General features: G+C 63.7%; 22 protein-coding genes and 1 pseudogene. 9 read left to right on the top strand and 14 right to left on the bottom strand.

The window, feature by feature from the left end:
- Positions 1 to 2 precede the first annotated feature (2 nt).
- From ABIC03_RS19160 to ABIC03_RS19140, 5 genes are all read right to left on the bottom strand, one after another.
- A complete protein-coding gene (locus ABIC03_RS19160) occupies positions 3 to 1,160 on the bottom strand; it encodes an ABC transporter substrate-binding protein (protein ID WP_354060096.1) in 1,158 nt (385 codons plus the stop codon).
- Between the two features lie 60 nt (positions 1,161 to 1,220).
- Positions 1,221 to 1,805, bottom strand: a complete 585-nt coding sequence (locus tag ABIC03_RS19155) for an alkylhydroperoxidase domain protein (RefSeq protein WP_354060094.1) — start codon at positions 1,803 to 1,805, stop codon at positions 1,221 to 1,223.
- Positions 1,806 to 1,817: 12 nt separating this feature from the next.
- Positions 1,818 to 2,444, bottom strand: a complete 627-nt coding sequence (locus ABIC03_RS19150) for a CMD domain protein (RefSeq protein WP_354060092.1) — start codon at positions 2,442 to 2,444, stop codon at positions 1,818 to 1,820.
- Between the two features lie 47 nt (positions 2,445 to 2,491).
- Positions 2,492 to 3,526 (bottom strand): putative FMN-dependent luciferase-like monooxygenase, encoded by a 1,035-nt coding sequence (locus tag ABIC03_RS19145; RefSeq protein WP_354060090.1) that lies wholly within the window; start codon positions 3,524 to 3,526, stop codon positions 2,492 to 2,494.
- Positions 3,527 to 3,662: 136 nt separating this feature from the next.
- Entirely contained in the window at positions 3,663 to 4,457 is a 795-nt protein-coding gene (locus tag ABIC03_RS19140) for a MetQ/NlpA family ABC transporter substrate-binding protein (protein WP_354060088.1), read from the bottom strand.
- Between the two features lie 392 nt (positions 4,458 to 4,849).
- Between ABIC03_RS19140 and ABIC03_RS19135 the strand changes: the two genes are divergently transcribed.
- A complete protein-coding gene (locus ABIC03_RS19135) occupies positions 4,850 to 6,637 on the top strand; it encodes a peptide ABC transporter substrate-binding protein (RefSeq protein ID WP_354060086.1) in 1,788 nt (595 codons plus the stop codon).
- A gap of 47 nt (positions 6,638 to 6,684) precedes the next feature.
- Here the strand turns inward: ABIC03_RS19135 and ABIC03_RS19130 are convergent, their stop codons facing one another.
- The 3 genes from ABIC03_RS19130 to ABIC03_RS19120 form a co-directional block, all read right to left on the bottom strand.
- Positions 6,685 to 6,870, bottom strand: a complete 186-nt coding sequence (locus ABIC03_RS19130) for a hypothetical protein (RefSeq protein ID WP_275169403.1) — start codon at positions 6,868 to 6,870, stop codon at positions 6,685 to 6,687.
- A gap of 335 nt (positions 6,871 to 7,205) precedes the next feature.
- The gene (locus ABIC03_RS19125) at positions 7,206 to 7,463 is read right to left on the bottom strand and encodes a hypothetical protein (protein ID WP_354060084.1); all 258 of its coding nucleotides are present in this window, start codon (positions 7,461 to 7,463) and stop codon (positions 7,206 to 7,208) included.
- A gap of 46 nt (positions 7,464 to 7,509) precedes the next feature.
- Entirely contained in the window at positions 7,510 to 7,704 is a 195-nt protein-coding gene (locus ABIC03_RS19120; RefSeq protein WP_275169405.1) for a hypothetical protein, read from the bottom strand.
- Between the two features lie 148 nt (positions 7,705 to 7,852).
- On the opposite strand from ABIC03_RS19120, the pseudogene ABIC03_RS19115 reads away from it, so the two are divergent.
- Positions 7,853 to 8,304: pseudogene (locus tag ABIC03_RS19115) on the top strand (DUF892 family protein).
- Positions 8,305 to 8,408: 104 nt separating this feature from the next.
- On the opposite strand, the gene ABIC03_RS19110 reads toward ABIC03_RS19115, so the two are convergent.
- Positions 8,409 to 9,266: an SDR family oxidoreductase gene (locus ABIC03_RS19110; protein ID WP_354060081.1), complete on the bottom strand. Its 858-nt coding sequence runs from the start codon at positions 9,264 to 9,266 to the stop codon at positions 8,409 to 8,411.
- 63 nt (positions 9,267 to 9,329) lie between these two features.
- A complete protein-coding gene (gene treZ / locus ABIC03_RS19105) occupies positions 9,330 to 11,141 on the bottom strand; it encodes a malto-oligosyltrehalose trehalohydrolase (RefSeq protein ID WP_502916934.1) in 1,812 nt (603 codons plus the stop codon).
- Positions 11,142 to 11,475: 334 nt separating this feature from the next.
- Here treZ and glgA point away from each other — a divergent pair, with 334 nt between their 5' ends.
- The 5 genes from glgA (at position 11,476) to ABIC03_RS19080 (ending at position 17,314) form a co-directional block, all read left to right on the top strand.
- Positions 11,476 to 12,885, top strand: coding sequence for a glycogen synthase GlgA (gene glgA / locus ABIC03_RS19100; RefSeq protein WP_354060077.1), 1,410 nt, complete (start codon positions 11,476 to 11,478; stop codon positions 12,883 to 12,885).
- 74 nt (positions 12,886 to 12,959) lie between these two features.
- Positions 12,960 to 13,217, top strand: coding sequence for a DUF3606 domain-containing protein (locus ABIC03_RS19095; RefSeq protein WP_275169409.1), 258 nt, complete (start codon positions 12,960 to 12,962; stop codon positions 13,215 to 13,217).
- 43 nt (positions 13,218 to 13,260) lie between these two features.
- Entirely contained in the window at positions 13,261 to 15,498 is a 2,238-nt protein-coding gene (gene glgX, locus ABIC03_RS19090) for a glycogen debranching protein GlgX (protein WP_354060074.1), read from the top strand.
- Between the two features lie 103 nt (positions 15,499 to 15,601).
- Positions 15,602 to 15,895, top strand: coding sequence for a hypothetical protein (locus tag ABIC03_RS19085; RefSeq protein ID WP_275169411.1), 294 nt, complete (start codon positions 15,602 to 15,604; stop codon positions 15,893 to 15,895).
- A 147-nt stretch (positions 15,896 to 16,042) separates the two neighbouring features.
- A complete protein-coding gene (locus ABIC03_RS19080; RefSeq protein ID WP_354060072.1) occupies positions 16,043 to 17,314 on the top strand; it encodes a DUF892 family protein in 1,272 nt (423 codons plus the stop codon).
- Positions 17,315 to 17,317: 3 nt separating this feature from the next.
- On the opposite strand, the gene ABIC03_RS19075 is transcribed toward ABIC03_RS19080, so the two are convergent.
- The gene (locus ABIC03_RS19075; protein WP_354060070.1) at positions 17,318 to 20,434 is read right to left on the bottom strand and encodes a DEAD/DEAH box helicase; all 3,117 of its coding nucleotides are present in this window, start codon (positions 20,432 to 20,434) and stop codon (positions 17,318 to 17,320) included.
- On the opposite strand from ABIC03_RS19075, the gene ABIC03_RS19070 reads away from it, so the two are divergent.
- Positions 20,433 to 20,648, top strand: coding sequence for a hypothetical protein (locus ABIC03_RS19070; RefSeq protein ID WP_354060068.1), 216 nt, complete (start codon positions 20,433 to 20,435; stop codon positions 20,646 to 20,648). The two genes, ABIC03_RS19075 and ABIC03_RS19070, sit on opposite strands and share 2 nt — an antisense overlap.
- 163 nt (positions 20,649 to 20,811) lie before the next feature.
- Here ABIC03_RS19070 and ABIC03_RS19065 read toward each other — a convergent pair whose 3' ends face one another.
- The gene (locus ABIC03_RS19065) at positions 20,812 to 21,072 is read right to left on the bottom strand and encodes a hypothetical protein (protein ID WP_007614033.1); all 261 of its coding nucleotides are present in this window, start codon (positions 21,070 to 21,072) and stop codon (positions 20,812 to 20,814) included.
- Between the two features lie 121 nt (positions 21,073 to 21,193).
- Between ABIC03_RS19065 and ABIC03_RS19060 the strand changes: the two genes are divergently transcribed.
- Positions 21,194 to 21,925 carry a DUF3750 domain-containing protein gene (locus ABIC03_RS19060; protein WP_354060065.1) on the top strand — a complete coding sequence of 244 codons (732 nt, stop codon included), beginning with the start codon at positions 21,194 to 21,196 and terminating at the stop codon, positions 21,923 to 21,925.
- A 253-nt stretch (positions 21,926 to 22,178) separates the two neighbouring features.
- Here the strand turns inward: ABIC03_RS19060 and ABIC03_RS19055 are convergent, their stop codons facing one another.
- On the bottom strand, positions 22,179 to 22,466 hold the full coding sequence (locus ABIC03_RS19055; protein WP_354060063.1) for a DUF2934 domain-containing protein: 288 nt from the start codon (positions 22,464 to 22,466) through the stop codon (positions 22,179 to 22,181).
- 267 nt (positions 22,467 to 22,733) lie between these two features.
- Entirely contained in the window at positions 22,734 to 22,895 is a 162-nt protein-coding gene (locus ABIC03_RS19050) for a DUF2934 domain-containing protein (RefSeq protein WP_354060061.1), read from the bottom strand.
- Positions 22,896 to 22,944: the final 49 nt, after the last annotated feature.

The raw sequence follows: 22,944 nt of genomic DNA, 5'->3' as shown, positions 1-22,944 counted from the left end.
CCTCAGGTCGGCTTGCCGTCCCAGAGCGCGAACTGGCCCTTGCGCACGACGAGCTCGGCGTTCATGGCGCCCTTGACGCGCCGGCTCTCGACGTCGAACGTCGCCTTGCCGAAGATCACGCTCGAGACATCCTTCACTTTCGTAAAAGCGTCGCGGATCGCGCGCCGGTCGGTGCCGCCGATCTTGACGACGGCGGCCGCCATGTTCATCGCGTCATAGGCGTAGGCGTTGAACGCGTCGGGCTCCACCCCGTTGTATTTCTTCTTGAAGCCCGCGATGAACGTCTGCACTTCGGGGCGCGGGTCTTCCGGGAAGTAGCGCGTGCCGACATGGACGTCCTCGACGGCCTCCCCGCCGAGCTCCAGGAATTTCGGCGAGTAGACCGAGCTTGCGGCGCAGATCACCTGCTTCAGCCCGACCTGGCGTGCCTGGCGCGCGATCAGCGCACCGTCAGAATAATAGGAGATCAGGATCAGCCCGTCCGGACTGGCATCGCGGACACGCACCAGCGTAGAGCGGAAGTCGCGCTCCTCCGCGATGTAGCCTTCGGTGACGGCGATCTCGGCGCCGTGTTCCTTCGCGGCCTTGACGAAATAGTCGCGGCTGGTGCGGCCCCAATCGGTGTTGAGGTGCAGCACGGCGAGCTTCTTCAGGCCGAGACGTTTCACGGCATAGGCCGCCAGCAGCGGCTGCTCATCGGCCTGGCTGACCGAGGTGCTCCACATGAAGTCGCCGCCCTTGGTGAAATCGGGATGCGAATTGGTAAATCCAAACTGCACAAGCCCCCCGCGCTGGTAGATCGGCGAGGCCGCCATCGAGGCGGGACTTGAAAAGTCGCCGAGCTCCATGACGATCCTGGGATCGGAGACGAATTTCTGGGCGATCGCCACCGACTGGCGCGGGTCGCTCTGGCTGTCCTCGAAACTATAGGCGAGCTTGCGGCCGTTGATGCCGCCCGCTGCCTGGATCTCGTCGAGCGCGAGATCGAAACCCTGCTTCCATTGCGTGCCATATTGCGCGTTCGGCCCGGTGAGCGGACCGCTGACGCCCAGCAAGATCGGTTCGGACGATTGCGCGAAGGCGGCGCGCGAGAAGGCTGCTCCCGCCATCATGGCGGCAAGCGAGCCCTTGACCAGGGTACGACGATCGATGTTGCTCATGGACGGCTCCATCCTGTCAGGTGTTGAAACAACCAGCAATTTCTATGCCGGTGAGATTGCCTATTTCGAGGGCTCGCCGAGCGACAGCATCAGCCGGTTCGCCCAGTTGAAGAACGACGCGCCGTTGATGACGTCGACGATCTCCGCATCGTCGAGACCGGCACGGCGCAGCTCATCGACATTGTCGGGGCCGAACGCGATCGGCGTCGCAGCCAGCGCCACCGAGGCCTTGACGACCGCATTCCAGCGCTCGCCGAGATCGGCGCCAACGCCCTCGTCAAGCAGCCGCTGCACATCGTCGCGGCGCTTGGAATAGGTGCTGGCGAAACGCGCATGCACGGAGGCGCAGTAGATGCAGCCGTTGTAGCGCGAGGTCGCAGCCGCCGCGAGTTCGCGTTCGGCGCGCGGCAGGCCGTCGGCAACATTGTAGAAGATGTCCTTGTCGGTCTTGGTGCGGGCTTCCAGCACCTCGGGATCGCGCACCAGCAGACGGAAATACTCGGACTTGGAACGGGAGCGATCGACGAGGCCGGCGAAATGCCGCTCGGTCAGCTCGGCTTCGGGCAGCGGATCGATCCACGACACCCAGCCCAGTTCATCCTGGGTGAAGGCGACGGGCGGATTGACATTGCTTGCAGCGGTCATGATGCAACCTCCTTACGCGCCGGCCGCGGCGTTCGCGGTGCGCCCGAGCGAGGCACCGAGCACGCGCAGTGCGGTGACGACGCGCACCTGGAACGACAGGAACGCAACAAGCTGAGAGAACGTGACGATGCCGGTGTTCGACCAGCCGGCGGCGAGCAGCGCCTTCATGTCGGCCGCAGCCGCATCGCGCGGGCGGAACACCAGCAGATGCGCATGCTCGAACGCCACAACGAGCCGGCCCCCGAGATCGGCCTTGCGCTCCGCGCTGACGTGGTAGATCAGGCCCGCCTTGTTCTCGACCGACAGCGGCCCATCCGGAAAGGCACCGTAGGGGCCAGAGGTCTCGCCCCGCACGATTTCAACCTCGATCGCCTCGACCAAGCGTGCGCCGTCGGCGATCGCAGCTAACTTCGCGCGATAGAAGGCAGCTACAGTCGGCTCGCGGTGAAGGCCGATCACGAAGAGCGCGACCGCGGCGCGCTCGACGAGCGAGAAGTCACTGGCGTCGATCGGCTCGAACAGAGAGAGATAGCTCTGCTGCGCGTTGTCGCGCGCCTGCAGGCGGCGCCCGCGAATGGTATCGAGCGCTGAACCCCGTTCGATCCCGGCGAGCGTGTCGATGATATCTTTCGTAGCCATCATTGAGCCTCTTGCAGCCTGGTGCAACGCGATTCCGTTCATTCCGACTATCCCGCCAGCGCCACGTCGGGCGCCGTCCGCGCCCAGCCCAGTGCTGGCGCGACCTTCTCCGCGACCAGCTCGATCGAGCGCAGGATATGGGGATGCGGGGCATCGACGGAATGCGCCTGGAAGACGAGATCGGTCACCCGCTCCAGCGTGGCGTCGGCGCGGAGCGAAGCGATGACGTCGTCGGCCGCGCCGACATGGGTGTCGAAGGCCGCGATCATCTCCTCCAGCGTCTCGCCCGGCTTGGCGTGGCCGCCCTTGAGGAATTGGGGCAGCGCGCGCCGCAGCCCGATATCGGCAAGGCGCAACGCCTCAGTGCGGTCGTCGGCGACGAAGATGGTGCGCGAAGCCATGATGCGGGGCTCGCGTCCCGGCGGCAGTGCTTCGAGATAGGCATCGATCACCGGGTTCTGAATCTCGGCCAGCGTTGCCTTCGGCGCTTCCTTAGTCCGGGGCTGAGTGCGCGACAGCAACAGGCCATCGCCCGCCTTGCCGGCACGCGCGCCGCCCGCCACAGAGAACGTCGCCTGCCAGATCCTGTCGTCCAGTTGCGGCCGCTGCGGATAGAGCGTGTCGCCACCGTCGAGCGGCTTGCCCACCAGCGCCGTGCGGACGACCTCCAGATTGCGCGCAAAGATCTCGTTGCGCTGGGCGCTGTCGAGGCCGAACGCGGCAAACGCCGAGGGATTGCCGCCGGTGCCGACACCGAGTTCGAAGCGACCGTTGCAGAGCAGATCGAGCACCGCGGCGTCCTCGGCCACGCGCACCGCATTCTCAAGCGGCAAGGTGACGATGCCGGTGCCGAGCCGGATGCGCGAGGTTTGGGCTGCGACGTAACCGAGGAAGGTGAAGGGCGACGGCAGGCCGCCCTCGCGCTCGTGGAAATGGTGCTGCGCGATCCACGCGGAATCGAGGCCCGCCTTCTCGGCGCGCACGATCTGCTCGGCCGCGAAGCGATATCGGTCGGCGGGCGGCGCCTCGTCGAGAAGCCGTGTGAAAAACCCCAGGCGTTTCAGGTTTGCTAAGCGTTTCATACGACCCCTGTCGGACGAGGATGGGCCCCGATGATGTCGGTTGCCGCAGCTCCAGACAAGCGGGCATTGCGCAGGGCTAGTACGCAAGGCTGGCCGCCGGGATCGCCCTGAGCTGGACTTTGACTAGGCAGACTGCCTACCAGCTCGGCAGCACCGCGCCCTTGAACTTGGTCAGGACAAACTCCTTGACCTCTGCCGTGTGGTAGCTGTCCACCAGGATCTTGACCCAGGGCTTGTCCTTGTCGACTGTGCGAATAGCGATGAGATTGACGTAGGGACCCTTTGGGTCCTCGCGCAGGATCGGATCCTTGACGGGATCGAGGCCCGCCTGGGTTGCATAATTGGTGTTGATCGCGGCAGCGTCGACATCGTCGAGCGCGCGCGGCGCCTGCGCCGCATCGACCTCGATGAACTTCAGCTTCTTGGGATTCTCGGTGATATCAAGCACCGTCGGCTTGAAGCCCGTGCCGTCCTTCAGCTTGATCACGCCCTTGTCGCGCAGGAGCAGCAGCACGCGGCCGCCATTGGTCGGATCGTTCGGGATCGAGACCTTGCCGCCCTCGGGGATATCGGCGAAGGCCTTGTGCTTCTTGGAATAGACACCGATCGGGAAATTCACGGTCAGGCCGACGGCTTCGATCTTGTAGCCACGGTCGGCCTTCTGGTTGTCGAGATAAGGCTGGTTCTGGAACGAATTGGCGTGGATTTCGCCCGCATCGAGCGCGGCGTTCGGCACGACGTAGTCGGAGAATTCGATGAGCTTGATGTCGAGACCCTGCTTGGCCGCGATCGGCTTCACGGCCTCGAAGATCTGGGCGTGCGGCCCCGGCGTCACGCCGATCTTGATGGTCTCGCCCGAAGCGGCGGCCGACCAGGCGGCGAGCACGATCGCGAGGATCAGGGTGGAACGGAACGACATCTTGGTCTCCATGACTCGGGCAATAATTGGAACCGTATTCGCTTCTCCGCGAGGCGAAATCAATGAAATGGAAATCCATATTGGCCGGCTGACGCGGACGACACTTCTCCGTTCGATCGCATGTGGGGAACGAATGCACCCGCGCAAGCGTGAGGCGCATCACGGCAAAACGGCACGGATCGTTGCCCGTAGTCCGATGGAGCGAAGCGCGACTCGGGACGCCGCCTGCGCGGCAGGACTTATCCTGGTTTGCGCTCGGCTCCATCCGGGCTTCAAACCTCCCCCCACACGTTCGTCATTTCGCCGCAGGGTTTTCTGACCCTGTCGGCATTGCCGCCTCGCCCATGATGAAACATGATGGGCCCTGGCCGGTGACGACTTGTCTGTGAAGTGGGGATCATCCGATGAACGAGAACGAAATCCGCAAGTCCATCGCTGAGGTGAAGCAGGGCAAGCTGTCGCGACGCTCCTTCATGCAGACCATGGCTGCGATCGGGATCGCAGCGCCGGTCGCGAGCCAGATCCTGGTCTGGAACGACGTGGCGATGGCGGACGCCACGCTGCCCTACAAGCCGACCAAGGCCGGGGGCGGCGGCCCGCTCAAGATCCTGCTCTGGCAGGCTCCGACGCTGCTCAATCCGCATTTCGCGCTCGGCACCAAGGATCAGATCGCCTCGCGCGTCTTCTTCGAGCCGCTCGCCGGCTGGGACAAGGAGGGCAATCTCGTCCCCTGCCTCGCGGCCGAGGCCCCATCCAAGCAGAACGGCGGCCTTTCCCCGGACGGCCTGAGCGTGACCTGGAAACTGAAGCAGGGCGTGAGGTGGCACGACGGCAAGCCCTTCACCGCCGATGACGTCGTCTTCACCTGGCAATACGCCTCTGATCTCGCCACAGCGGCGTACACCACCGGTTCCTACAAGGACATCACGGTCGAGAAGATCGACGACCACACCGTCAAGGTGCTCTTCAAGGCCCCTACCCCGTTCTGGGCCGACCCGTTCGTCGGTTCGGTCGGTCCGATCCTGCCGAAACATCATTTCGGCGACTATGTCGGCGCGAAGTCGCGCGAAGCGCCCGGCAATCTGAAGCCGGTCGGCACCGGTCCCTACAAATTCGTCGAGTTCAAACCAGGTGACCTGATCCGGGCCGAACGCAATCCCGACTATCACGTCAAGAACCAGCCGCATTTCGACACGCTCGAAATCAAGGGCGGCGGCGATGCGGTGTCCGCGGCGCGCGCCGTGCTCCAGACCGGCGAATACGACTATGCCTGGAACATGCAGGTGGAGGAGGAGGTCCTCAAGCGCATGGAGGCCAGCGGCAAGGGCAAGCTCGACGTCACGCCCTCAGGCAATGTCGAGTTCATCATCCTCAACACGACGGACCCGTGGACCGAGGTGGACGGCGAGCGCTCCAGCCCCAAGACCAAGCACCCGACGCTGTCCGATCCCGCCGTTCGCCGCGCGATGAACCTATTGATCGACCGCGAGTCGATCCAGAAGTTCATCTACGGGCGCGGCGGCATCGCCACGGCGAGCTTCGTCAACGCACCCAAACAGTTCAAGTCGACCAAGCTGAAATACGAGTTCGACATCGACAAGGCCAACAAGGTCCTCGATGAAGCCGGCTGGGCAAAGGGCGCGGACGGCATCCGCGAGAAGGACGGCAAGAAGCTCAAATTCGTCTTCCAGACCTCGACCAATGCGCCGCGTCAGAAGACGCAGGCGATCATCAAGCAGGCTTGCCAGAAGGCCGGCATCGAGATCGAAATCAAGGCGGTCACGGCATCGGTGTTCTTCTCGTCCGACGTCGGCAACCCCGACACCTACTCGAAATTCTATGCCGATATGGAGATGTACAACACCACGCAGCCGCAGCCCGACCCGGAGCGCTTCCTGAACCAGTGCGTCTCCTGGGAGATCTCCAACAAGGACAACAAATGGCTCGGCCGCAACGTCTCGCGCTGGTCTGATCCCGAGGCCGACAAGGCCTACAAGGCCGCACAGAACGAGCTTGATCCGGTCAAGCGCGCCGCGCTGCTGATCAAGGTCGACGAAACCTTTTGCGAGGCTAACGTGTTCCTGCCGCTTCTATCCCGCAACATCGTCAACGCAGGGGTCAACAACCTCATGGTGGACATGTCGGGATGGGACGTTACGACCTGGAATCTGGCGGGTTGGTACCGCAGCTGACGCCGGAGAGGCTGAACGCTCGATCTCCGTCTCGGCAGACCACCAGCTCAATCCCTGCCCGCGAATTGGCGGTCGAGGTTTGACGCCGTGTCGGCGCTTCTCAGCCGTTTCATCAGCTCATCCCTCTCCTTGCCGTCGGGCAACGACTCGGCCTTCTCACGGATGGTCCTGGTGAACTCCGCAAGCCGCTCTTGAAGGGTGGTGGTTTGCTGAACGCGATGCCGCCTGAGCACGATCGGGTCTCCATGTCATGGCACCATGCGGTGCCTTTCTGGACGGCCAATGATAAGAGCGAGCGCAGCCGTGTCTGTATCAAATGATATAGTTCAAACCATTTGGTGCCGACGCCCTTTGTTCACATGTGACCAGTTCGAGCTGCCTTCAGCTGCCGGTCCGGAACGAAAATGACGGCTCTTTCATTGACGCCGTGAGACAGCACGGACGCGCCATGGGCAAGATATTGATCGGCACCGCCGTCGTGAGTCTGGCACTCATCATTGCCTTCACGATCTATGTCATCACTCTTTGATTTGCCGACAGCAGAGCGAATGATGGTGCGGCTCGGACATCACCCGCGCGCGCAGCAATCGACCAACAGGTCCCAGATCCGCTCCGCATCGCCCGATGCGCGGGTTTCTGGCCCTTTCTCCGGGTTCGACTGCGAATAGCCCGCCACCGGGCGCGCCTCGCGCGGCACGATCCATCTCTGGGAGATCGGGTCGTACCATTTTCCGATCATCATTTCAGTCACGCCGATCGACCCACCGATTTGATCCTGGGCGGAGCTACGGCTCGCGGGCTTCGTCGAATCCCGTTCGCCGCGCATGCACATTTTACAAATCGGCTTCTTGCCCGATCGTTCCTGCCGCGACTCAGCCCGGCCGCGCCGGATGAAGCGTACGGGGATGCCTCTCGTGCAGCAGCCGCGCAAGCTCTTCCCGTTCCGCGGCGCGTCCCTTCATGGCAGTCTCGAACAGCGCTTCCTGGATGTCGCGCGGCATGTCGCCCCACACGTCCATCGCCGCTCGTCCGAGCAGGCCCGCAAGATGATCCACTCCATCGCTCATTGGGCTCTCCTGATCTGGTCCGGGGATGGAACAGCTGCGGCTTTGCGGCGTTCCAGTTCCATCATTGTGAAAGGAGACATCATTTATGGGATTCTTCACCAAGGACATCAAATCGATGGAAGACCTGCTGCTGCACGGCCTGCAGGATATCTATTACGCGGAACAGCAGATCCTCAAGGCGCTGCCGAAGATGATCGACAAGGCGACGAACAAAGACCTCGTCGCCGGGCTGAAAGCTCATCTGGAAGAGACCAACAAGCAAGTCGACAGCTCGGCAAGGTGTTCGCGAAGCTCGGCAAGGAGCCCAGCGGAACGCACTGTCCTGCCATCGACGGCATCATCAAGGAGGCCGACGAGACCGCCGGCGAGATCGAGGACAAGGCTGTGCTCGACGCCGCGATTGTGGCCAACGCACAGGCCGTCGAGCATTATGAGATGTGCCGCTACGGCACGCTGATCGCATGGGCGGAGGAACTCGGGCACGACGACATCGTGCGCTTCCTCACGACGAACCTGAACGAAGAGAAGGCCGCCAACACAAAGCTGAACACCGTGGCGCTTCGCAAGGGCGTCAATGCCAAGGCGTCCAGCGCCGCTTGATCGAGACGTGCCAGTTAAGACGTGCTGGTGAAGTACTGGATGTGGCGGCCCCGCTCGCGGGGCTGCCACGTTCTCGTTGCACGTTCGGTCAGATGCACGTTCGGTCAGATGAACGGCTTCCCGCCGGTGACCGCCAGGGTCGCTCCCGATGTGTAGCTCGAGAGCGGATCGGCCAGCATGACATAGGCGGTCGCGAGCTCGGCCGGCTGGCCGGCCCGCTGCATCGGCACCTGCTTGCCAAAATTCTTGACCTTGTCCTCCGGCATGGTCGACGGAATCAGCGGCGTCCAGATCGGCCCCGGGGCGACCGCATTGACCCGAATGCCCTTCGCCGCCAGCATCTGGGCGAGCCCGCCGGTGAAATTCTGAATGGCGCCCTTGGTCGTGGCATAGGCGAGCAGGGTCGGATTCGGCATGTCGGAGTTCACCGACGCGGTGTTGATGATCGCCGCTCCCGGGCGCATGTGGGGCACCGCAGCCTTGGTGAGATAAAACATGGCGTGGATGTTGGTCTCGAACGTCCGCTGCCATTCCTCGTCGCTGATATCAGCGATCTCCTTGAACGTGTCCTGATGGGCCGCGTTATTGACGAGGATGTCTATTGCGCCGAAGGCCTCGACGGTGCGGGCGACGATCGCGCGGCAATGATCGGGATTGCGGATGTCACCGGGGATCAGGACGACCTTGCGTCCCTCGCGCTCCACCAGCGCCTTGACCTCGGCGGCATCCTCGTCCTCGTTCAAATAGGCGACGACAATGTCCGCACCTTCCCGGGCGTAGGCGATCGCGACCGCGCGGCCAATGCCGCTGTCGCCTCCGGTGATAATCGCTTTCTTTCCGGCCAGGCGCCCGGCGCCTTTATAACTCTCCTCGCCGTGATCCGGTCGCGGATTCATCGCGCGGGTTGAACCGGGCATCGGTTGCTGTTGCGGAGGATAAGGCGGCTTTGGATATTCGGTCATGAAGCGGCTCCAGAGATTTGCTCCGCTAACGGAAAGCTTTCGGAAGCGTTCCTCGCCGTTCCATCACGCCTCCTGGCCAAGCCGCACGATGATGTCGTTCGGCAATAGGGCTGGCGCGTCGCCGGCGCCCAACCGCCATAGGCTCTCTCCCGCAACCAGCGGCGGCATCGGCAGTTCGCGGTCAGCGAAATTGGTAACAATCTGCAAGATGTCTCCCTTCTCCGTCCGCCAACGGGCATCCAGGCCACCCTTGCGCTGGTCCTCCCCCAGCAACTTGCAATCAGCCGACACGAAACCCCGTTTGATCAGCGGCACGATCTTCTCGCGCCGTATCTTCAGCAATTGGGCTGTCAGGCCGCGAAACCTGGCGCTGGCGGGAGAACGGTCGATGCCGGTCCAGTCGAGCTTCGATGCCTCGAAGGTCTTTTCATCGCACGGATCCGGAATCCTGGCGCGCATGTCAGGCGTCGAGAACGCCTTGAAGTGAGAAAACTCCTTGCGCCGCCCTTCCCGCGTCAGCTCGGCCGCTTCGCCCGACCAATCCGCGAAGAACAGGAACGGCGTCTCGGCCGCGGCTTCCTCACCCATGAACAACATCGGAATATGCGGGTTCAAGAGAACCAGTGCCATGGCCTGATCCAGTTTCTCCGGACCGACCAGCCTTGAAAGCCGCTCCCCCAAAGCGCGGTTGCCGATCTGGTCGTGGTTCTGGGCGAAGAAGATGGTGGCCTCGGGCGGCAGATGGGCGCTCGGCTCTCCGCGCGGTGCGTCATGCAGCGGAAAGACTTCGCCCTGGTAGGCAAAGCCCTCGGTGAGCGCTCGCGCGAGATGTTCAAGCGGCTTGTCTGCGAAGGCGCGATAATAGCCTTCGTCCTCGCCCGTCAACAGCACGTGGAGCGCGTTGTGAAAATCATCGCCCCATTGCGCATCATAGAGCCGGGTTCGCCCTTGCGCTCGGTTGAGCAGGTGGGCCTGATTGGCCTCGTTCTCCAGCATCAGATGCACGCGCCGGCCCGGCAGCTGACTGCGAACCGTCTCGGCAAGCTCGATCAGGAAATGGCGTTCGGAATCGTCCTTCAGGGCATGGACCGCGTCGAGCCGCAAGCCGTCGAAGCCATAGTCGCACAGCCACATCAACGCGTTCTCGATCAGGAACTCGCGCACGAACGCGCCGTCGTGTCCCTCGAGGTTGACCGCAGGCCCCCAGCCGGTGCTGTGGCGCGCGGTGAAGAAGCTCTCTGCATAGAGGTGCAGATAGTTCAGCTGCGGCCCGAAATGGTTATAGACGACATCGAGATAGACCATGATGTCGAGGGCATGCGCCGCGCGTAACAGCCGCTTGAGGTCTTCCGGCCTGCCGTAGCGTGCATTTGGCGCATTCAGCAGCACGCCGTCATAGCCCCAATTGTGCCGGCCGGGGACGTCATTGAGCGGCATTAGCTCGATCGCGGTGATGCCGAGATCGCGCAGATAGGGCAGCTTCTTCTCGACGCCGGCATAGCTGCCTTCCTCGCTGAAGGTGCCGACATGCAGCTCGTAGATCACGGCCTCCGCCCAGGGGCGGCCGGGATAGAGCACCGGATCCCGAAACGCCGCGGTGTCGACCACCTCGCTCGGCGCCCCGACGTCGTCGGGCTGGAAGAACGAGGCGGGGTCGGGAACGACCACATCTTCGTTGATCCTGAACTGATAGCGCGTGCCGACACGCGCGGTGGGGCTCAACCATTGGTACCAGCCGTCGTCGTCTCGCGTCATCCGGTGGGGCGGCTGGCCGGCTTCGAGCAATTCGACCGAGCGCGCCGTCGGCGCCCAGAGATTGAAGCAGACCCCGTGATCGAGGCATCGAGGACCGTGGTGTCGCGCCTGCCCGGCCATTCCCAATCTGTGACTCAAACCTGGCGCCTTTACGTGCATGGCTGGAAGTGACGACACGCTTCGCGAGGCTCGATTTTACGATCGCTTAAGCATGCTCAGGACGAAAGAAGCCGAGATGCAGGCATTCGTTCCTCAGGCGAGCGTCGCACCCGGCGCACACGCTCTATGTGCACTTTTGGACTGAGGACGAAAAAAGTCTGATCGGTGGCGAAAGTTAGGAACGTTTGTTGCGGTGCGGAATTCAGGATTTGCGCTCCGTTGGGGAAGCGCAATTGGAATTGCGAAGATGGTTGGCAGAGGCCGGTGTTGTCCCTTGGGCCGGGGGGCCTAGCGCATGCGGATCCTTTTCGCGACGCCTGAAGTATCAGACTTCATTCAAGTGGGCGGACTCGCCGCCGTCTCGGCGGCTCTCCCGCGCGCCTTGCGCGATTTTGCCGACGTCCGCGTCATCATCCCCGGCTATCCGGCTGTCCTGCGCGGGTTACAAGACCTTACGACCGTCGGTTGGTGCCAGCCATTCGCGGCCCTTCCGGCCTTCGCGATCGATCTCGGGCATACCGCCGACGGCATGACCTATTACGTCGTCTGGTGCCCGGCGCTGTACGAACGAGACGGCACCCCCTATGCCGATGGCCGCGGGGCCGATTGGGGCGACAACAATGTCCGGTTCGCGACCTTCTCTTATGCCGCAGCGCAGGTCGCGAGAGGATTGGTCGACAAGGATTGGGCCGCCGATCTCGTCCATGCCAATGACTGGCAATGTGCCCTGATCCCCGGTTATCTGGAATGGCAGTACGCGCACATTCCAACTGTGTTCACGATCCACAATCTCGCCTATCAAGGCGTCTTCGACCGCAGCTCGCTCGCGCCGCTGGGCATTCCCGAGGCGAGCTTCAACATCGACGGCGTGGAATTCTACAATCGTCTGTCCTTCATCAAGGCCGGCCTGGTCTACGCTTCCCACCTGACGACCGTCAGCCAGACCTATGCCCGCGAGATCACCACTGCCGAGTTCGGCTGCGGTCTCGAAGGGCTGTTGCGGCAACGGGCCGATCGCAACCAGCTTTCCGGCATCTTGAACGGGATCGACGAGAGCTGGGATCCGCGCACCTGCCCCTCGCTGTTCCAGCCGTTCGGCGCCGGGGACTGGACCGAACGGTCGTTGAACGCCGACGACGTCAGGGAGCAGTTCGGACTGGCGGTCTCAAGAGGTCCCCTGTTCGCGCTCGTGGCGCGCCTGGTGCACCAGAAGGGCGTCGACCTCGTGATCGAGAGTGCGCAAGCGATCGTCGATGCGGGCGGCCAGATTGTCGTGACAGGCAAGGGCGAAACGCGGTTCGAGGAAGCGCTGCTGCAGGCGCAAGTGCGCGCGCCGCGCTCGATCGCCGTGAAGATCGGCTTCGACGACGCCGAGGCACGAAAGATCTTCGCCGGCAGCGACTTTACCCTGATGCCGTCGCGCTTCGAACCCTGCGGGCTGAGCCAGATGTACGCCCAGCGCTTCGGTTCGCTGCCAATCGGCCATCGTACCGGCGGCCTCGCCGAGACGATCGTGGATGGCGAAACGGGCTTCCTGTTCGACCGCGCGTCAGCCCCCGGCTTCCTTGGAAGCCTTTGCCGGGCCTTTTCCACCTTCGGCATGAAGGATCGCCTCGATCACATGCGGCGCGCGGCCATGGCACAGGCCTTCAGTTGGACCCAGTCGGCCAAATCGTACGCGGCGATCTACAAATCTTCGATCTAGACGCGCAACTGCAAGGCAAGCAGGGAACGGAATCACTTGGGGGGCGGTTGCAGCTCTACACAGGAGTTTTCGCCATGCGCCGCTCGAAGCCACAACCGATCCGCAACAAGCTCGACCTGGCCGACCGTACCCAGGTGCGCCTCGTCAGAAAGCGTCTCGGACTGTCCGACGCGGAGCTGACCAGCATCGTCGAGCGGACCGGCAACTCGATTGCGGCCATCAGCAAGGAGGCGGCGCTGCAAAGGGCAACCACGCTGCCCAAGCCGGACGATGTGCCTCCTGTCGCCGTGATCGCTTCGGCGACCGTCGGCGAGCAAGCGACGCGGAAGTGACGGCAACTGCACCAAATTCTTGAGGGGCTGTTCGGGGGGAACGATGGATCAACAAGTACATTCGGATGACGCCCTGACGCGAGCGGCCTCCAGCCTGCGCCGCTCCCGGATCAGCGAGGGCAAGCCGTTTCCGCTCGGCGCCACCTGGGACGGGCTCGGCGTCAATTTCGCGCTGTTTTCGGCCCATGCCACCAAGGTCGAGCTCTGCCTGTTCGACGACGACGGCGAGACCGAATTGGAGCGGATCGAACTCCCGGAATATACCGACGAAGTCTGGCATGGCTATTTGCCCGCCGCCCGTCCCGGCACCGTCTATGGCTACCGCGTTCACGGCCCGTACGAACCCGACGCGGGACACCGCTTCAATCCCAACAAGCTCGTGCTCGATCCCTACGCCAAGCAGCTGGTCGGCCGGTTGCGCTGGGGACCGGAGCTGTTCGGCTACCAGCTCGACCATGCCGACAAGGATCTCTCCTACGACGAACGCGACAGCGCGCCCTTGATGCAGAAATGCCGCGTCATCGACCCCGCCTTCACCTGGGGCGCCGCGCGCAAGCCGGAAGTGCCGTGGGAGCGGACGATCGTCTACGAGATGCACGTCAAGGGTTTTACGCAGCTGCATCCGCTGGTGCCCGACGCAGACCGCGGCACGTTCTCCGGTCTCGCGCATTCGGAGGTCCCGGCCTATTTGCGATCGCTCGGCATCACCAGTGCAGAATTGTTGCCGATCCACGCCTTCGTCGACGACAGCTACCTGGTCGAGAAAGGCCTGCGCAATTACTGGGGCTACAACTCCCTCGCCTTCTTCGCGCCGGAGCCGCGTTACCTCAAGACGCCGTTCGCGAACGAATTCAAAGCCATGGTCAACCAGTTCCACGCCCATGGCATCGAGGTGATCCTCGACGTCGTCTACAATCATACCGCTGAAGGAAACGAGCTCGGCCCGACCCTGTCGTTCAAGGGCATCGACAACGCCAGCTATTACCGCCTGCTGCCGGACAAGCAGCGCTACTACATCAACGATACCGGTACCGGGAATACTGTGAACCTGTCGCACCCCCGCGTGCTGCAACTGGTCGCCGATTCCCTGCGCTACTGGGCGACCGAGATGCGGGTTGACGGCTTCCGGTTCGACCTCGCCACCATTCTGGCGCGCGAGCCCTACGGGTTCGACGAAGGCGGCGGCTTCCTCGATGCCTGTCGCCAGGACCCCGTGCTCTCCAGCGTCAAGCTGATCGCCGAGCCCTGGGACATCGGTCCGGGCGGCTATCAGGTCGGTCAGTTTCCGCCGGGATGGGCGGAGTGGAACGACAAATTCAGAGACACCGTGCGCGCTTTCTGGAAGGGCGACGAAGGATCGATCGCGGACTTCGCCAAGCGCGTGTCTGGATCCGGCGATCTCTTTAACAAGCGCGGCCGCCGGCCGTGGGCCAGCGTCAACTTCGTCACCGCCCATGACGGTTTCAATCTCAATGATCTCGTTTCGTACAACGACAAGCACAACGAAGCCAATGGCGAGGACAATCGCGACGGCCACAGCAACAATCATTCCTGGAACTGCGGCGCCGAGGGACCGACGGACGATCCGGACATCATTGCGCTGCGCGAGCGCCAGAAGCGCAATTTGCTGGCAACCATGCTGTTGTCTCACGGCACGCCCATGCTGCTTGCCGGCGACGAATTTGGACACACCCAGCACGGCAACAACAACGCGTACGCCCAGGACAACGAGACCACATGGCTCGACTGGATGGGCATCACCGCGAACGGCCGCAGCCTTCGCGAATTCACGCGCAAGCTGATCGCCACGCGCAAGGCATTTCCGATTCTCTACCGCAGCCGCTTTCTGGTCGGCTCCCACAACGAAGAGCTGGACGTCAAGGACGTGACGTGGCTTGCGCCGTCCGGAGAGGAAATGACAACCGAGCAGTGGCAGGACGGCAACGCCAAATGTTTTGCTTTGCTGCTCGACGGCCGCGCCCAGGAGACCGGGATCAAGCGCCGCGGCTCGGACGCAACCATGCTGCTGATCTACAACGCCCATCACGACGTCGTCAATTTCACCTTGCCTGCCGTCGCCGAGGGACGCAGCTGGGTCGGGTTGATCGACACCAATCAACCGGAAGGGCAGATGCCCGCGTTCGACTTCGGGCACGTTTATGCGATGACCGGGCGATCCCTCGTGGTGTTCGGTCTCGCCACCGAGAGCATCGCCACGCGCCGTTTGCGACAGGGCCTCGGCGCGCTGCTGGACGTCGTGGAGGCGCCGTTGCCGGGATAGTTCGGCGTGACACGGTGCCGACGCTGTCGAGTTGATGACGACAGGGAACGCACGCAGGTTACCGGCGTTCGAGTAGATGGGGCATCAGTCGGAGAACACCGAGATGAAGTTCACAGGTGCCGTTATCCTCGCCGCTCTCGCGCTGCCTGGAGCAGCCTGGGCGCAGGCCAGCAAGCCTGACGTTTCGTCCGCGCCGAGTGCGCAGAATTCGGGTGCCGGCATTGCCGGACAGCCCGGCAACAAGAACGGTCCGGCCGCCAAGCCCGGTGAAACCGTCGGATCGAGTTCGACAAGCTCCACTGGCAACACCGCCGTGCAATCGCAGGACCCGTCGAATATTAAGGGCGCACCAGGCAACAAGAGTGGGCCGCCCGCCAAGCGTCCGGACCAGCGCTAAACGAATACGTCCACAATCCTGCCGATCGACTTCGAACGACCTGCGCCTGATATCATCGGCGCAGGTCGTTTCGCGAGGAACGAACGCTGAAGCCGCCCGTTCGGAAGACACCTTCTTTTCCTGTCCTTCCAATCCGAGAGTCCCTCCATGTATCACCACGTCAAAAAGTTGATGTTCACCGTTCGCGTCGACGAGCCGGATCCCCGCTTCGGCAACATGCTGCTGGAGCAGTTCGGCGGCGCCAATGGCGAGCTCGCTGCCGCGATGCAGTACTCGATCCAGGGGTTGAACTGCGAGGACCCCGATCGCAAGGACCTGCTGATGGACATCGGCACCGAAGAGCTCAGCCATCTGGAAGTGGTCGGCACGCTGGCGCGGATGCATCTCAAGCCCTCGAAGTTCGACCGCCAGGCGGCCGAAGCCGATCCCCTCATCGCCATCGCCGGCGGCGGCGGGGTCAATCTGTTCAACTCGCAGGGAAATGCCTGGACCGCCGACTATCTGAAGATCACCGGCGAGCTCGACGTCGATCTGCGCAGCAACATCGCCGCAGAAGCACGGGCCAAGATTGTCTATGAGCGGCTGATCAATTTTTGCGACGACGCCGGCAGCAAGGACGCGCTGCAGTTCCTGATGACGCGCGAGATCACGCACATGAAAGCGTTCGCGCTGGCGCTCGAGAGCATGGAAAAGCCTGCGTTCAGCATCGGCCGCATCGCTCCGACGCCGGGCCTCGTGGATCAATTCTTCAACGATTCCACCGGCGCCGGCGATCATGGCGAGATCGACACCCGTGGGCCGTGGAACGAGGGCGGCGACTGGGTCTTCACGGAGTCGCCGGCGATCCAGGCGGGCGAACCGGGTCCGGCTACAGCCATCGTCACGGAGAGCTCGCCGCCGGCGGACGAAGCGGGTCTCGGCGATCTGCTCATCAACGAGCTGCGCGATATCCTGCATGCCGAGAAGCAATTGACCAAGGCGCTTCCCAAGATGGCGGAGGCCGCTCGCTTCGACCAGTTGCGCGAGCTGTTCGAGCAGCACCTCGCAGAGACCGAAGCGCAGGTCGAGCGCATCAACGAGTGCTTCGAAATGCTCGGCAAATCCGCCCGCGCCAAGCCCTGCAAGGGCATGATGGGCCTCGTCGAGGAGGGCCAGGAGATCATGGCCGAGGGCGAGGACAAGGAGGACGCGGCGGCCGACCTTGCTCTGATCGGCGCGGCGCAGCGCGTCGAGCACTACGAGATCGCCGGCTACACCACGGCACGCAACCTCGCCCAGCAACTTCGCCACAGTGCCGTCGTCGCCCTGCTGTCGAAATCGCTCGCCGAGGAGGAGAACGCCGATCAGCTCCTCAACCAGGTGGCCCGCTCGCTGATGTCGGTGGCGAAAATGCCCGCGGCAGTCGAGCAGACCGAATGATCCTCAGGCGTCGAGGAGTTCGAGGAATTCCTCGACGCGCCTGAACGGGTCCTGATCACGGCGACCGGCGTAGACGACGCGGTCGCCGTCGCGTTGTAGCGCTCCCGCCTGCGACTTCGCCCTCGATTTCCGCAGTCGCCCCGGCAGGAACGTCGCGGCGACGGCCTCGGGCCCGACATCGAGCCTGACGATGCCGCGCCGCTTGCAATCGATCCGGAGCCTGGCGGATGCAAAGAAGTCGCGGGCCTCCGGCGGCAGCCTGCCGAACCGACGCGAGATCTCCTCCTCCAGATCTTCCAGATCGTCGTCGTTTCGGCACCTGGCAGCGCGGCCATAGATCTCGAGCCGGACCGCTTCCGATTGCACGTAACCTTCAGGCAGCATGTCGGCCAACGGCATATTGAGATCGGGCACCCACAGATCGGCGCCGGTATCGCTGCCTCGCTCGGACGCCCGCTTCAGCAGATGACTGTAGAGCACCGGTCCGAACACCTGGACGTGCCCGGACTGCTGTTCCGAGAACAGATCGCCGGCGCCCCTGAGGTCGAGGTCGCGCTCGCTGATCGCAAAGCCGGCCCCCGGCTTGCTGAACTCCTCCAGCACCGCCAGACGCTTCTCGGACTGCTCCGAGGTCGATTCCGTCAGCAGATGAGCAAACGCGCGCGTGCCGCCGCGTCCCACCCGCCCCCTGAGCTGATGCAGCTGCGCAAGTCCGAACTTTTCGGGCCAGCACACCACGATGGTATTCGCGCGCGGAATATCGAGACCGCTTTCCACGATATTGGTCGCCAGTAGCACATCCGCCTCGCCATCGACGAAGCTCATCATCCGGTCGTCGATCTCGTCCACGGGCAGTCTGCCGTGAAGACAGACGATGCGCAGCTCCGGTGCCACCGATTGCACACGGGCCAACATCGGCTCCAGATCCTGGATGCGCGGGCAGATCAGGAAGCTCTGACCGTGCCGCCTGCGCTCGCGGAGCAGCGCCGCGGCGATGGCAGCGTCGGACAGCGGCGCGATCCTGGTCACGATGGGAAGGCGATGAACCGGGGGCGAGGCGATCACACTGAGATCCCTGAAGCCGGCAAGACCCGCCGCGAGCGTGCGCGGGATCGGCGTGGCGCTCATCCACAGCGAATGGGCGCCCTTGGCGAGGCCTGAAAGCTTCCCCTTCTCCGCCGCGCCGAAATGCTGCTCTTCGTCGATGATAACGAGGCCGAGATCGGCGAACTTCACGTCCTTTGCCACAAGCGCCTGCGTGCCGACCACAACTTTCAGCGTGCCGCGCCGCAGCCCCTCCTTGGTCTCTCGCGTCTCCGGGCCTGAACTGGCCCGCGACAGGCTTCCCACCTCGATCCCGAGGGGGCCGAACCGCTTGCGGAAGGTTTCGACATGCTGCCGCGCCAGCACGGTCGTCGGCGCCGCGATCGCCACCTGCTTGCCCGACAGCGCCACCGCGGCCGCCGCCCGCAGCGCGACCTCGGTCTTGCCGAAGCCAACGTCACCGCAGATCACCCTGTCCATAGGATGGCCCACCGCAAGATCGTCGAGGACGTCTTGAATCGCCTGGCCCTGGTCCACTGTCGTGAAATAGGGGAACCGCGCGACGAATTTTTCGTAAGCCGGCCCCGGCGGCACCAGTTTGGGTGCGCGACGGCGGAGGCGCTGGCTGATGTGTTTGGCGAGTGCCTTGGCGGCGACCTGGATTTCGGCTTCCGCCTCGGTACGCCGCGCCCACCAGCTGCTGCCGTCCGCCTTGTCCAGCGTCAGCTTGCCGGGCTCGCCGGCATAGGGCCAGATCACGGCGAGATCGGACGGCGGTACGAGCACAGCATTCTCGCCCGCGAATTTGAGCCTGATCATCTCGCGTCGCGATCCCTTGCCCATGTCGAGGGTCTGTAAGCCATCGAGCACGGCTAGCCCGCGTTGCAGATGGACGATGGCGGCGCCCTTTTCGGGCACATCAGGATGATCGAACGCCGGGTTCCAGGCTCGCGCCATCGGCTGGGGATGATGGGCCCGGCTGCCGAGCACGTCGGACGCGGTCACGACGACAAGCGGCTTGCGGCCGGCGCCAATGAACCCCGCGTCGAAATCGGCCAGCAGCGCGCCTTCGCGGCTCCGTGCCTTCGCCACCTCGCTCCAATCGGCCAGGCGCTCCGCCTTGATGCCGCTCATGCGCTCCATCGCGCGAAGGTCATCCTCCACGGCGGCGACGAACAGCAGCCGCGATCCGCCGCGCTGCATGTCGTCGACGAAGGCGCGAAGCGCCTTGCGCGGCGATGCCAGCTTCGAGAACTCAGGCGTCGAGACGAAGGCGGCCTTGCGCGGCAGCACGCTGATGCGCCTCTTCAGCTGCTTCCAGTCCGCCTGCCCCAGATACTCGCGCTCCGCATCCCTGCGGCCGGCGGCGTCCTCGATCGTGCCCAGCCAACTCTCGGCGTGTGTCGACACCCCGGCATCCGCGATCCATCGCGCGCGGCTGCAATAATCAGGCAGCGTCGCCCGCTGTCCGCGCGTAGCCCCCAGCGCGATCCGCTCGGACATGGGATCGATGATCAATTCGGCGGTCTCGTAGACGACCTCGTGCTCGATCGGATCGACCGCGACGATCTTGCGGATCGTGTCTCCGGAATGCTCGATCCGGAAGGGAGCGAGCGCGCCGGCGGGAAACACTTCGAACGTCTTGCCGTGGAACAGGACGCCGCCCGGATACTCCGCCTCTTCGTCGAGGTCGTAGCCGAGCGCTTCCAGCCGCGTCTCCAGATCGGGCCCGGAATAGGGCGCGCCCACCTTCAGCGTGAGGCTCGACCGCGACCAGCTCGCCGGCAGCGGCAACCGTTCCATGATGGCTTCCGCGGTGGAGACCAGGAAGACGGGCTTCTTTGCCTTGGCGAGACGCCGAAGCACCGAGCTGCGCCGGCCCGCGATCTCGCGGGATGGCTCGAGGCCGTCGAAGGGCAGCGTGTTCAGGCGCGGAAACACCAGCACATCGACCGAGGGATCGAGGGCGTGGATCACACCGCCCAGTCGCTCCGCCCTGCTCTCGTCGTCGCAGAGGAAGACGAGGCCGTCGCGGCCGGACTTCTCCCACTGCTCGAGCAGATGCAGCGCCAGCATGCCGAGCGGCGATGAGGAGGCGACCGCGGAGCGCGAGGCGCTCTTGTCCGCGCGCTTGCTTGTCGAGCTGGTACTTTTCGAACTCTTGCTTTTCGCGCTCTTGCTTATCGAGCCTTTGCTTGTTGAGCTCTTGCTTTTTGTCTTTATCGCGCCGGTCGTGGCCCGGGCTTTCCTGGTGGGCGCCAATGTGTATCCAACTTTGTTTCGCAAATAGAGGCGAGCGACGACGAGCCCTCCCGTCGAGCTCCGTCGATAACGCGCCTCGGGCCTGAGCGCCCAATGACGTCATTACAATTTTGCAATTGCGTTGGAAAGCAGAGACAGAGGGCGAAGGCAAGCGGCCTTAACGGGCAGAAGGCTGCCGGGCAGCAAGCTATTTATTGTAGGACCTTCGGCAGCACCACGACCACGTCCACGCTCTGCGCGAGGATCTGCGTTGCGACCACGGCGAGCTGGTGCGAGAACTCGTCCTCGATCTCGGCCGCGCAGTCTTCGTCGCTGGCAATGGCAAACAGCAGATTGCCGTCGATTTCGTCGAACCGGATGCCGGCGAACAGGCGATCGAAAATCTCGGCGCCCGCGATGTACGCGATTCGCGCCTGGATGGCCTGGTCCTCGACGAGCGACAACTTCCTCATGGACGCAACATATGGCCGCACCACCCGAATGCAAGAGCAGGAGAGCGCTGGCGCGGCGTGCCTTGCGAACTATATTGGTGGCATCGTCCCGCCTGACCGCCGTTTGCCCTTGAGGAAATCCTTGATTCTGTTCCTGCTGCTGATCTTCCTGCCGATCGCCATGTCGGCCGGCCGCTATTATTTGCGCGGCGACGGCCGCGGCAACTGGCAGACAGCGGATCGCTCCAGCGCCGGCCTGCTGCCGCCGGCATCCGCCAATCCGGACGCGCTGATCCGTGTGTTCGCCGCGCGCACGGTGCGCTGGCGCAGTATCTTTGCTGTCCACACCTGGATCGTCGTCAAGGAGAAGGGCGCCGCGACCTATAGCCGATACGACTACACGGCCTGGGGCGACCCTGTTCGCAGCAACGGCTTTGCGCCCGACGGCCGCTGGTTCGGCGCCCTCCCGGAAACGGTCGTCGCCGTCGACGGCGCGCGGGCCGAAGCGCTGATTCCGAAGATCCGTGCCGTCATCGAGAACTACAAGTTCCGCACCTATGGCGACTACAGCGCCTGGCCGGGACCGAATTCCAACACCTTCGTGCAGGCGGCGCTGGACGCCGTTCCCGAGCTGCGCGCTGTGCTGCCGCCGACCGCCATCGGCAAGGACTTTCCCTACAGCGGACGCTGGGCCGGCATCACGGCGTCCGGCACCGGGCTCTACGCCTCGCTGTCCGGCTATCTCGGCATGACCGTCGGCTGGGTCGAAGGGGTCGAGATCAATTTCCTCGGCGCGGTGCTCGGCCTCGACATCCGCCGCCCCGCGCTGAAGCTTCCAGGCATAGGCCGCCTGGGCGTCGCGGCCGGCGCGTAGGACGATGACGGAGCAGGTCTATCAAAGTCGCTGCCCTCCCAAGCTTCCCGACATCGTCCTTCCAATGTGTGCTTCAGGTCACAGCAGAATCGAGCGCCTTGGCCTAGAATGAACTTGCATGGCCGCAAACAAGGTAACGGCGGTACGCACGAGGCTGGAGAGGCGACCAACAGCTACGGACTTTTGAAACCGCCAGGGTGAAGAACTCGGCGGTTTTTTCTTTGTGTATCGTTTCGTCCTATCGCTTCGCTCTCTATCGTTTGTCTGAGGGATCCGAGAGCCTCCGCTGATCGCGCTCTTCTTCGATCTGCCGTTCCGCTTCGACCCAGAACTCCACGTCCCGATCGGCCGGACGACCGGCTTGCTCCCAGAGCTCGTACGCACGCGCTCGCACCTTGCCGCGCCGCATCATGCGAAGGAGCTTTTGCTTCAGCTCCTCGGCGAACGTCCTGAATCGCTGGACAGTGGTTTCGTCTTTGACAAGGGCTGCCGCTCGCGTTGCGAGTTCGATCTGGTGCTCTATCTTTTGCCGCTCGTCCACCGCAAACCCCGCCGTAGGCACGGGCCTGCGTCGCAGCCCGTGCTGCTCACAACCTCAATTCCTGCTGGAAGACTCTGTTCCGCCTTCAATGCCACGTCGTGTCCGCTTCGACGATCACCGCCCTTGTTTCGGGATCTTCCGTCGCGTTGCAGGTGCAGGGCATGCCCTCACCGCACCGGCAGCCACCCAATTGGTCGCTCCAGGCCCGGAGCGGATGGTTTTCGCAGACCCATCCCAGACCGCGGCAGAATGGGCAGCTCTTGTTGGTCACAGCGTATCCGGCGTCCGCATGGGGTTCGACTTGTCCTCGTTGCGCAACTCCTGCTCGGCCGCGTGCCAGAACTCTTGCTCGCGGCCTTCCGGTTTGCCCGCCTGTTCCCATAAGCGGTGCGCGCGTTCTCTGATGTCGTGATCGGTCGGCTCCGGCATTGCATCTCCTGTGAAGAGACACGGCCCCACCCTGGGGGGTATGGGGGCT

The sequence above is a fragment of the Bradyrhizobium sp. RT6a genome, assembly GCF_040547675.1.
Lineage (GTDB): Bacteria > Pseudomonadota > Alphaproteobacteria > Rhizobiales > Xanthobacteraceae > Bradyrhizobium.
The sequence above is the reverse complement of the archived record's forward strand: the minus strand, read 5'-3'. Positions and strand labels throughout refer to the sequence as shown.

Coding starts and splice junctions, on each gene's coding strand:
- ABIC03_RS19110 (WP_354060081.1), bottom strand. CDS start 9,266: ATGACCGAATATCCAAAGCCGCCTTATCCTCCGCAACAGCAACCGATG.
- ABIC03_RS19050 (WP_354060061.1), bottom strand. CDS start 22,895: ATGCCGGAGCCGACCGATCACGACATCAGAGAACGCGCGCACCGCTTA.
- ABIC03_RS19085 (WP_275169411.1), top strand. CDS start 15,602: ATGAAGTTCACAGGTGCCGTTATCCTCGCCGCTCTCGCGCTGCCTGGA.
- ABIC03_RS19125 (WP_354060084.1), bottom strand. CDS start 7,463: ATGCGCGGCGAACGGGATTCGACGAAGCCCGCGAGCCGTAGCTCCGCC.
- treZ (WP_502916934.1), bottom strand. CDS start 11,141: ATGGCCGGGCAGGCGCGACACCACGGTCCTCGATGCCTCGATCACGGG.
- glgX (WP_354060074.1), top strand. CDS start 13,261: ATGGATCAACAAGTACATTCGGATGACGCCCTGACGCGAGCGGCCTCC.
- ABIC03_RS19120 (WP_275169405.1), bottom strand. CDS start 7,704: ATGAGCGATGGAGTGGATCATCTTGCGGGCCTGCTCGGACGAGCGGCG.
- ABIC03_RS19065 (WP_007614033.1), bottom strand. CDS start 21,072: ATGAGGAAGTTGTCGCTCGTCGAGGACCAGGCCATCCAGGCGCGAATC.
- ABIC03_RS19135 (WP_354060086.1), top strand. CDS start 4,850: ATGAACGAGAACGAAATCCGCAAGTCCATCGCTGAGGTGAAGCAGGGC.
- ABIC03_RS19150 (WP_354060092.1), bottom strand. CDS start 2,444: ATGGCTACGAAAGATATCATCGACACGCTCGCCGGGATCGAACGGGGT.
- ABIC03_RS19140 (WP_354060088.1), bottom strand. CDS start 4,457: ATGGAGACCAAGATGTCGTTCCGTTCCACCCTGATCCTCGCGATCGTG.
- ABIC03_RS19075 (WP_354060070.1), bottom strand. CDS start 20,434: ATGCTGGCGCTGCATCTGCTCGAGCAGTGGGAGAAGTCCGGCCGCGAC.
- ABIC03_RS19095 (WP_275169409.1), top strand. CDS start 12,960: ATGCGCCGCTCGAAGCCACAACCGATCCGCAACAAGCTCGACCTGGCC.
- ABIC03_RS19080 (WP_354060072.1), top strand. CDS start 16,043: ATGTATCACCACGTCAAAAAGTTGATGTTCACCGTTCGCGTCGACGAG.
- ABIC03_RS19145 (WP_354060090.1), bottom strand. CDS start 3,526: ATGAAACGCTTAGCAAACCTGAAACGCCTGGGGTTTTTCACACGGCTT.
- ABIC03_RS19155 (WP_354060094.1), bottom strand. CDS start 1,805: ATGACCGCTGCAAGCAATGTCAATCCGCCCGTCGCCTTCACCCAGGAT.
- ABIC03_RS19160 (WP_354060096.1), bottom strand. CDS start 1,160: ATGAGCAACATCGATCGTCGTACCCTGGTCAAGGGCTCGCTTGCCGCC.
- glgA (WP_354060077.1), top strand. CDS start 11,476: ATGCGGATCCTTTTCGCGACGCCTGAAGTATCAGACTTCATTCAAGTG.
- ABIC03_RS19070 (WP_354060068.1), top strand. CDS start 20,433: ATGCCGAGCGGCGATGAGGAGGCGACCGCGGAGCGCGAGGCGCTCTTG.